The 8,547-nt window shown below is 54.7% G+C and carries 9 protein-coding genes; 5 read left to right on the plus strand and 4 right to left on the minus strand.

The window, feature by feature from the left end:
- A partial coding sequence (locus AB8B76_RS13960; RefSeq protein WP_405273388.1) for an AMP-binding enzyme occupies positions 1 to 928 on the plus strand: 928 nt, incomplete at its 5' end.
- A 281-nt stretch (positions 929 to 1,209) separates the two neighbouring features.
- Here AB8B76_RS13960 and AB8B76_RS13965 read toward each other — a convergent pair.
- From AB8B76_RS13965 to AB8B76_RS13975, 3 genes are all read right to left on the minus strand, one after another.
- A complete protein-coding gene (locus AB8B76_RS13965) occupies positions 1,210 to 1,365 on the minus strand; it encodes an alpha/beta fold hydrolase (RefSeq protein WP_405273389.1) in 156 nt (51 codons plus the stop codon).
- 127 nt (positions 1,366 to 1,492) lie between these two features.
- Entirely contained in the window at positions 1,493 to 2,119 is a 627-nt protein-coding gene (locus tag AB8B76_RS13970; protein ID WP_405273390.1) for a response regulator, read from the minus strand.
- Complete coding sequence (locus AB8B76_RS13975) at positions 2,116 to 3,228, minus strand: sensor histidine kinase (protein ID WP_405273392.1); 1,113 nt, start codon at positions 3,226 to 3,228, stop codon at positions 2,116 to 2,118. The genes AB8B76_RS13970 and AB8B76_RS13975 overlap by 4 nt, the downstream gene beginning before the upstream one ends.
- A 151-nt stretch (positions 3,229 to 3,379) precedes the next feature.
- Between AB8B76_RS13975 and AB8B76_RS13980 the strand changes: the two genes are divergently transcribed.
- From AB8B76_RS13980 to ggt, 4 genes are all read left to right on the plus strand, one after another.
- A complete protein-coding gene (locus AB8B76_RS13980) occupies positions 3,380 to 3,793 on the plus strand; it encodes a DUF2141 domain-containing protein (RefSeq protein ID WP_405273394.1) in 414 nt (137 codons plus the stop codon).
- Between the two features lie 2 nt (positions 3,794 to 3,795).
- The gene (locus AB8B76_RS13985) at positions 3,796 to 5,238 is read left to right on the plus strand and encodes a carotenoid oxygenase family protein (RefSeq protein WP_405273395.1); all 1,443 of its coding nucleotides are present in this window, start codon (positions 3,796 to 3,798) and stop codon (positions 5,236 to 5,238) included.
- Between the two features lie 97 nt (positions 5,239 to 5,335).
- Complete coding sequence (locus AB8B76_RS13990) at positions 5,336 to 6,340, plus strand: NADP-dependent oxidoreductase (RefSeq protein WP_405273396.1); 1,005 nt, start codon at positions 5,336 to 5,338, stop codon at positions 6,338 to 6,340.
- Between the two features lie 80 nt (positions 6,341 to 6,420).
- Positions 6,421 to 8,187, plus strand: a complete 1,767-nt coding sequence (gene ggt / locus AB8B76_RS13995; RefSeq protein WP_405273398.1) for a gamma-glutamyltransferase — start codon at positions 6,421 to 6,423, stop codon at positions 8,185 to 8,187.
- Between the two features lie 144 nt (positions 8,188 to 8,331).
- On the opposite strand, the gene AB8B76_RS14000 is transcribed toward ggt, so the two are convergent.
- The coding region (locus AB8B76_RS14000; RefSeq protein ID WP_405273400.1) for a cytochrome P450 at positions 8,332 to 8,547 on the minus strand (216 nt) is incomplete at its 5' end.

An 8,547-nucleotide genomic window follows, 5' to 3' on the forward strand; every position in this document is an offset into this window, starting at 1 on the left:
CTCCTTGAAAGTTGCCGGCTGTGGTGCCGCGCCGATGCCGGTCGAGCTGTTCAACAAGTTTCAGAAAGCGACGGGCGTTCGCATCGCCGAAGGCTATGGGCTCACCGAAGCCACGGTGTGCAGCACGATGTGCTCTCCAGCCGCAGTCCCTCCTCGTATTGGGTCAATCGGCCTGCGGATTCCCTACACGCAGGTTAAGGCAGGAATCATCGACGGCGATGGTAAGTTTGTGCGTGATTGCGCGGTGGACGAAGTGGGTGCAGTGTTGATCAATGGTCCCTCGGTGACCCCCGGCTACACTGATAGCAGCAAGAACTCCTCATTGTTTGTGACAGATTCCAATGGCGATGTGTGGCTGAATAGCGGCGACCTTGCTCGGCAAGATGCAGACGGCTATTTTTGGCTCACCGGACGATCAAAGGAACTCATCATTCGCGGGGGGCACAACATTGACCCCAAGACCATTGAAGAAACTCTGGCCAGCCATCCGGCAGTGAATCTTGCGGCAGCTGTCGGGCGTCCGGACAGCTATGCAGGGGAGGTACCGGTGGCCTATGTGGACACAGTGAGCGCAACTACCGAAGCAGAGCTTTTGGAGTTTTGCCGTCAGAACATACGCGAACGCGCCGCGGTTCCCAAGGCGGTTACGATATTGGATAGCCTGCCGGTAACCGGCGTGGGCAAGATTCACAAGCCGACGCTGAATCTTATGGAGCTTAAGCTGGTGGTGGAGCGCGAGTTGGTTCAGCTTCAGGACGATTTGGAAAGCTATTCTGTAGATCCACAGTCGGATTCCAAGCTGGGAAACATCGCCCATATTACGATCCGCTGTGTTGAAGGTGTTACCCCCGCGGATGTGGAAGCAGAAGTCCGAAAAGTGCTGGGCGCATTTAGTTTTGCCTGCACGCTCGATGTGCGGGGTCACTGAGTCTTTGCCTCTGCCCAAAGCAATGCCAAGCTGTTCCCAGCTAGTAAATTAGTAGAGTCGTACCAGGGGGAAGCGCGCCTTTAAAGGCTTCAAAGAGACCGACCTCGCTCCATCGGTGATTCAGTGGAAAGAAGATGAGCGATAGAGCCTCGTAAAGGCTTGGCAAGGCTGCAAAGTGGTGAACAGTAACAACTGACGAAAACGCGCGGGTTTTGGTGCTTGTGAACAACGATCTCTTTAAGCCGAGCCTCGAGACTAAAGTACGCGCAATAGTGCAGCGGCTAGGCCAAAGAACGCACAAAGCGCTCCAGAATAGCATTAGTCGCCTCGGGGGCTTGCTGCTGCAGCCAGTGGCCAGCCGCAGGGACAAGCTCGGTGACGCGCAGATCCACATAGCCCCGCTCAAGATCGGCGGACATGTCCATACCGGTGATCATCGTTCGTACCGGATCGGCTTCTCCGCCAATAAAGCAGGCCGGTTGCGCAAGTGGGACACCTACCTCTGCTTTGGATGCTTCGAAGTCCAGACTCTGCGCGCGACAGCGGTTAATGGGTCAGCGTGCATCAAATCAACTGCCAATGAATCGCATACAGAACGGCCTGAGTGCGATCCCGGCAGTTAAGTTTCGACAGGACCTGCGATACATGATTTTTGACGGTGCCTTCAGCTAGATGAATCACATCCGCTATTTCCCGGTTCGACAGCCCGCCGGCCACTAGTCTTAGTACCTCGCGCTCCTTTTTGCTCAGAATCTCTTTGTTTGCTGGCGGTGCGTCTTCAATGCCTGTACTGACCTGGGAGACCAAGCGCGGTTCAGCGATAAAGCCGCCGCCCGCGATGGTTTCGATGGCATTGATGAGCTTTTCCAGAGATACGTCTTTTAATAAAAACCCATTAGCGCCGGCAGCTAGAGCTTCCATGAACAGCTGGTGATCATCAAAGGTCGTGAGCATTAGCACCGCCTGCGCATTCCCCGAAGCGCGCAATTTTTTGACCAAACTGATCCCATCCAAACCCGGCATGCGAATGTCACACACCAGCACATCAACAGGGGCTTCTTGCAGTTGTGTCAGCGCAGCGTCTCCGTTTTCGCATTGCCACAGGGTGCGCGCCTCCTTCGATAGTTCGATCAGCCGGGCGATGCCCTCGCGAACAAGTACTTGGTCATCAACCAGGCCAACGCTGATCACGCTGGATGGCTTCCGCTCAGGTGCAACTGCAGTTGGCAACCGTTATCGCTGTTTGCAAGTAATTCTGCGTGCCCCCCAAAAGCAGCCAACCGGTTGTTGATGTTGCGCAGCCCAAAGCCGGGTGTCGCTCGTCCGTTGGCCAAGCCACGACCGTTGTCGATGACGCGCAGAGCGTCTTCATCGCCGCGAATCTCCACCCGATTGGCGCGACCGTGGCGAATCGCATTGTGTATCGCCTCTTGAATACAAAAGACCATCTGTTGCGCCAGCGGGGCCTCTAACTCTGGGAGCGGGGAGCCGACTGATATCTCTACGCCGGGTGTTAGCGCCTCCAGTTCCCGTATCGCGTCTAGGAGGTCATTGCTCTCGTCCTCGGCCATGCGTCTGACAATCGAGCGAACTTCCTCCAGTAAGTCCTTAGCTAGCACCTGGCAGGTTTCCACCTGGGCTTTATGGTCCACAGGGACCTCGTGCGCCAGCACTTCGAGTTGCAGCTGCAGAGCGGTCAAGCGATGGCCGATGCTGTCATGGAGGTCCCCCGCAATACGCAACCGCTCGTCGGCTTTGTTCTGGCTCGCCAGAACGGCCCGTGCGGCCAGGAGCTCACTGTTCTTTCGCATAAGTTCTTCTTGCGCCAGCACTTCACGCTGCTTAGCTAAACTCGACGTTATGGCAAATGCCTGCAGTGCGAGCAGCGATAGAGCGGAATAGAGGTAGGTTTCAGGAGGGATCTTGGCAAGCCAGAATACCAACCCGTAGCAAAGATTGGCCATAGCCATGATCAGCCAGCTGTCCCGACTCGTAAAGTGATGCGGCGTACTCGCCATTAAGACTACCGAGAGTATTAGGGCGACGGTGTCACGATTTAGTAGGAGCACGGCTACAGACAAGAGCAGCATGGCAATGATGCAGGCTCTGGCGGTTGTAGGTGTGACTCCCAAGGGGGCGGCAAAGGATTGAGTTGCGAACGCAGCGCCAAAGGCCATGTAGAGGGCGAGGTTCGGCCAGAAGTCAAAGTGCTGCAGGCTGACCCAGCAACAGACTGCTATCGCAAGTAGTCCGGATAGGTTAAGAAGATAGTCGTCGAAGGCTAAGAATTTTTTTTGCATAGGTGCAGCTTAGTTCCTAAACGAGCGGTACGCACCGTGCCAAAGGTCATGGTTTTGAGAATGCGAACTGATGACTTTTCGCACCTGTGTCACCGCCCAACATCGCGCATGCTCTCTCCCGAACAAAGACTTTCTTAAGGAGCACAAGCAAATGCAACGTTTATTTTGTATTTCAGGATTGATGATGGCGCTGACGACACCCGGCATCGCGGCTGATCTCACATTTTCGGTTACGAATGTTAGCGAACCCGTCGGTCAACTGATGTGGGTGCTCTACGACTCTGCGGAGGCATACGCTGGAGAGGGGCAACCGGTGGTCTCAGCTAAATCGCGTCTCGATAGCGATTCAGTGCGCATAACACTGCATGACCTGGTTCCAGGGCGTTATGCCATCAAGCTCTTCCATGATGCTAATAGCAATGGTGAGTTAGATACCAACCTCATTGGCATGCCTACCGAGGGCTATGGATTTAGCAACAACGCGGGTCGCATGGGTCCGCCAAGCTTTGATGATGCTGCGGTAGATCTAAAGAACGATACGGCAATTGAAATTAAGGTGCGCTAACCATGAACCGACGCGAATTTCTCCAAGGTATGGCGGCGGTTGCTGCTCTTCATACTATCCCTTTCGTCGCACAGGCGGCGAAACTGTTGCCCTGGTCCATCGGTTTTGACGGTGTGGAAGAGGATTTACCTCCCTTGGCCATGCGAGTTCAAGGCCAGCTGCCTGCGGAATGTGCTGGGCGCCTATACCGCAATGGTCCAGCACGGTATCAACGCGGTGGTCGGCGCTATGAACATTGGTTTGATCCAGACGGTATGGTGCAGGCCTTCGATCTGAGTCCGCAGGGTGTATCTCATCGAGGTCGATTTGTTAAAACCGCGAAACTCGCTCAGGAAAATAAAGAGGGTCGCTTTCTTTTTAGGGGTGCCGGCACCAATTTTGAGGATCAATTGCCTCAGCGGAACAACGAAGACGGTAACGTTGCGAACATCAATATTCAGCCTCTGGCGGGTGAGTTAGTTGCGCTCTGGGAAGCGGGCTCTGCACATAGGATTGATCCCCAGACACTAGAGACAAAGGGAGTAATGACCTTTAGTGATGAGCTTAAAGGTGTGCCTTTTTCTGCCCACCCGCATCTGGATGAGCGCGGCGATATGTGGAACATAGGCTCGGTGCCCTTTGGTGCAAAGCCCATGTTGGTGCTTTATCACCTCAGCGCTCAGGGCAAGTTACTGAACTCCCGTCTGCATCATTTGGATTTCGCCGGTTACATGCATGACTTTGTGCTCACACCGCGTTATCTCATCGCGCTTAACTCGTCAGCGGTATTGGGGGAGGGCTCAAGCTTTGTGGGACGCATCCACTGGGAGGCCTCGCGTGCGAGTCAGCTACTGATCTTTGATCGCAACGATTTATCTCTCGCTGCAACTGTCGAGGTACCGCCCACGTTTGTCTTCCACTTTGGAAACGGCTGGGAGGAGGGCGACACGCTCAACTTTACCGCTTGTGAGTATGCCGACAGCAGTATCGTCACAGACGGGATGCGCCGCTATGCGCGGCAGGAGTCGGGGCCGTATCACAATGACCCTGAGTTGGTTCGCTATACGGTGTCGCTGCGCTCACTAGCCGCCCGCAAAGAGCGTCTCGGCTTGGCAATGGAGTTCCCCAGTTACGATAGCCGCAAGCCATTTGAGGCTCAGGCCTTGCTCGGCGCCGCGGGGCAAGATAAGTCCGAAGCTAATCTGGCATCGGCGGTTGTGCGAGTCGACCCCCAAAGCGGTGAGCGAGATAGCTTTGACTATGGCGAGGGCGTGATCGTGGAAGAGCCGCTCTATGTACCCGGTGCAGAGGGCGGCTATGCACTGCATAGCTATCTGGACTATGCCAAGGCGCGCAGTGGTATTGCCGTGCTGCGGTCAGCGGATCTGGCATCCGGGCCGGTTATGACGGCGGAGATGGATCGCGTGCTGCCACTGGGGTTTCATGGGTGTTTCCTGAGGTCGTAGCCCACGAGGCCATCGAGTGCCCTCACGGCCTGCGCCGCGTTGTAGTCTTGCCGGTCCTGCACTAAGGTCACTGTATGCGAGTGATGAGAAAATCCCTATGGCTATAGAAAACCGCCAGATCGTTCTGACGAGTGTTCCCGAGAACGAGCTCAAGGCGTCTCACTTTGAACTGCAAGTGACGCCCATGCCTCAGGCGAGCGAGGGTGAGGTGTTGGTTAAAACGCTGTATATGTCTCTAGATGCAGCGAATAGGGCCTGGATGAGGGGGCCGAGTTACCGCGATGCAGTAGTCGCTGGCGATGTGATGCCAACCTTTTGTATTGGCCTTGTCGAGCAATCAACGGACACAACGATAGCGGTTGGAAGCATTGTCGAGACGGAGGGCGTATGGGCTGATTATTTTCTCGTAAAAGGCGATAGTCTCAAGGTTGTGCCAAACACCCAGCCGTTAAGCCATTTACTTTCAGTTCGCGGAATCGCCGGAAAAACCGCCTATTTCGGTTTGTTGAACATCGGCCAACCACAAGCGGGAGAAACCATTGTTGTCTCTGGAGCGGCAGGATCGGTAGGTACGCTGGTCGGACAAATCGGTAGAATTAAGGGCTGTCGTGTGGTGGGAATTGCCGGCAGCGAAGAAAAATGCACCTGGCTTGTAGACGAACTGGGCTTTGATGCTGCAGTCAACTATAAGTCCGGCAATTTGTTCAAGGACCTAAAAGCAAATTGCCCGAATGGCATTGACGTTTACTTTGACAATGTCGGAGGAACAGTTTTGGAAACTGTTCTCTACCACATGAATTTGAAGGGCCGCATTGTCTGTTGCGGCGCAGTGTCCCAATACGATTCCTCAAACCCTGCGGGTCCTCGAAATTTGCCCGGTTTGGTTGTTGTGAAGCGCTTGCGTATGGAAGGCTTCATCGCTTTTGATTTTCCGGAGCATGAAGCTAAAGCAGACGCTGACTTAGCGTCCTGGGCTGCCAATGGCTCTATCAAGGTTGTCGAGGACGTTGTAGATGGTCTCGAAAATGCGCCGGAGGCCCTCGTCGGCTTGCTCAACGGCGAAAATCGAGGAAAGCGAATGGTGCGCGTTGCGTCCTCTTAGTTATGGCTGACGTTTTCGGCTCAATATGGCCAAATACACCTGAGAGCGACCGGCTTTAACCCCCAACCCAGGACACGTTCATGGTTCAAAGAATCCACCGCCTAAGATTTGCCATCATTCCTGCGCTGGCCACGATCGCGATCTTTGCGACAGGCTCCCAAAGCTTTGCCCAACAAGACTCGACTCAGCCGCTCTTCGAATACAGCGCCATTAATCATCCCGTCCTCGGAAGGCGGGGCATGGTGGCTAGCCACAACCAACTATCCAGTGAAATAGCTGCGGAGATTCTTGCCAAGGGTGGTAACGCCATTGATGCCGGTGCTGCTCTTGGTTTCGCACTCGCCGTCACCCTTCCCCGGGCGGGAAACATTGGCGGCGGCGGTTTTATGCTTGTGCATGTGGCAGAACAGGACAAGACCATTGCCATCGACTTTCGGGAAACCGCGCCGGCTGCTGCGACTCGGGACATGTACTTCGATGACGATGGCAACGTTGTACCCAATGAAACCTACCGCTTTTCTCATAAGTCGTCAGCGGTTCCCGGGTCGGTAGCAGGACTCGCTCACATCGTGGAAGAGTACGGCACCATGACCTTAGCCGAGGTTTTGGAACCGGCGATACGCCTGGCGCGCGACGGCATCAAAGTCACCTACGATCTGGCAGCGGATTTGTCCCGCAGTCAGAGACTTAAGAATAACCCTGCCGCTCTGCGCAAGTTCTATAAACCCGATGGTTCGAATTACGAAGTTGGCGAGCTGTGGAAGCAGCCCGACTTGGCCTGGACCCTGTCGGAAATCGCCGAACATGGCGTAGATGCCTTTTACAGCGGTAGTGTTGCCAAGAAAATTGTCGCCGATATGGAGGCCCACAACGGCCTCATCACCATGAAGGATTTAGCCGACTACCAAGTGGTCGAGCGAGAGCCCGTGCGCGGGACCTATCGCGGCTACGACATTGCCGCGATGTCTGCCCCCAGTTCTGGCGGCACCCATGTTATTCAGATGCTCAATATCCTTGAGAATTTCCCCTTGGCGAAAATGGGACCGGAGAGCGCTGATGCCTTACATATCATGGCCGAAGCGATGAAGTTCTCCTACGCAGATCGCAGCAAGTACCTGGGCGATCCCGATTTCGTCGAGGTTCCTACAGAAACCCTAGTGAGCAAAGCTTATGCTCGAGATCTGGCCGCAAGAATCACTATGGATCAAGCATTGTCGTCGGACAAAATTGCGCCGGGTAATCTTGCTATCTACGAAAGTGATGAGACCACGCACTACTCCGTAGTGGACGCCGAAGGCAATATGGTTGGGAACACTTATACCCTGATGTTTACTTTCGGCTCCGGCGTTGTGATCGAGGGCACGGGTATCCTCATGAACAACAATATGGGTAACTTTACTCTGCGCTCAGACATTCCGGATGCTTTCGGGCTCATGGGCAGTGAGAACAACTTGATACGTCCTTATCGGCGTCCCGTGAGTTCTATGTCACCCGTAATAGTGTCCCGAGATGGCCAACCACTGTTGATGACGGGCAGCCCGGGCGGTTCAAAAATCATCAGCGCCAATATGCAGATGGTTTTGAACGTGCTCGAGTTTGGCATGAACATCGCCGACGCCACGGTAGCACCGCGCATCCACCATCAGTGGCAGCCAGACCTCATGCAAATTGAAAGCGGCATCAGTCCCGACACCGTGACGCGTCTGATTGACCTAGGCCACAACATTAGTTTCAGCAAGCGCAGCGCCGGTATGGGCAGTCTTCAAACGGTGATGTGGAAGGACGGTCTGTTTTACGGATACTCCGATCCAAGGCGACCTGGCGCAGGGGCTGTGGGAGTTAACTGAGTCGAACTCAAAACGGACGCGCGCTTCTGCAAGCGGTGCAAAGGTCTCGAACGTCCCTTTAGATAGCGGGGCTGGATGGCAGTTCGCCAAATCCGGTTAATGGTGAAGAGCCAGCTGCACCCACCGGAGGCGAGCACCGCGACTCTATGTAAAGCGGTATTTGATCGGAAAGGATTTTAGTCCTCCAACGAAAACTGCACGGACCCATTCTGGTTGCCCAGCGATTTCGATGGTGTCGATTCTCTGTACCAGTTCTTTGAAAAAACACGCCACTTCGAGTACGGCCAGATGCTGCCCTAGGCACATATGTCCGCCATAGCCAAAAGCCAATTGGTTGCGGTTGTCCCGCTCGATATCGAA

Origin of the sequence: Congregibacter sp. (assembly GCF_045107095.1) — a bacterium.
Taxonomy (GTDB): domain Bacteria; phylum Pseudomonadota; class Gammaproteobacteria; order Pseudomonadales; family Halieaceae; genus Congregibacter.

Coding starts and splice junctions, on each gene's coding strand:
- AB8B76_RS13965 (WP_405273389.1), bottom strand. CDS start 1,365: ATGATCACCGGTATGGACATGTCCGCCGATCTTGAGCGGGGCTATGTG.
- AB8B76_RS13975 (WP_405273392.1), bottom strand. CDS start 3,228: ATGCAAAAAAAATTCTTAGCCTTCGACGACTATCTTCTTAACCTATCC.
- AB8B76_RS13980 (WP_405273394.1), top strand. CDS start 3,380: ATGCAACGTTTATTTTGTATTTCAGGATTGATGATGGCGCTGACGACA.
- AB8B76_RS13985 (WP_405273395.1), top strand. CDS start 3,796: ATGAACCGACGCGAATTTCTCCAAGGTATGGCGGCGGTTGCTGCTCTT.
- AB8B76_RS13990 (WP_405273396.1), top strand. CDS start 5,336: ATGGCTATAGAAAACCGCCAGATCGTTCTGACGAGTGTTCCCGAGAAC.
- ggt (WP_405273398.1), top strand. CDS start 6,421: ATGGTTCAAAGAATCCACCGCCTAAGATTTGCCATCATTCCTGCGCTG.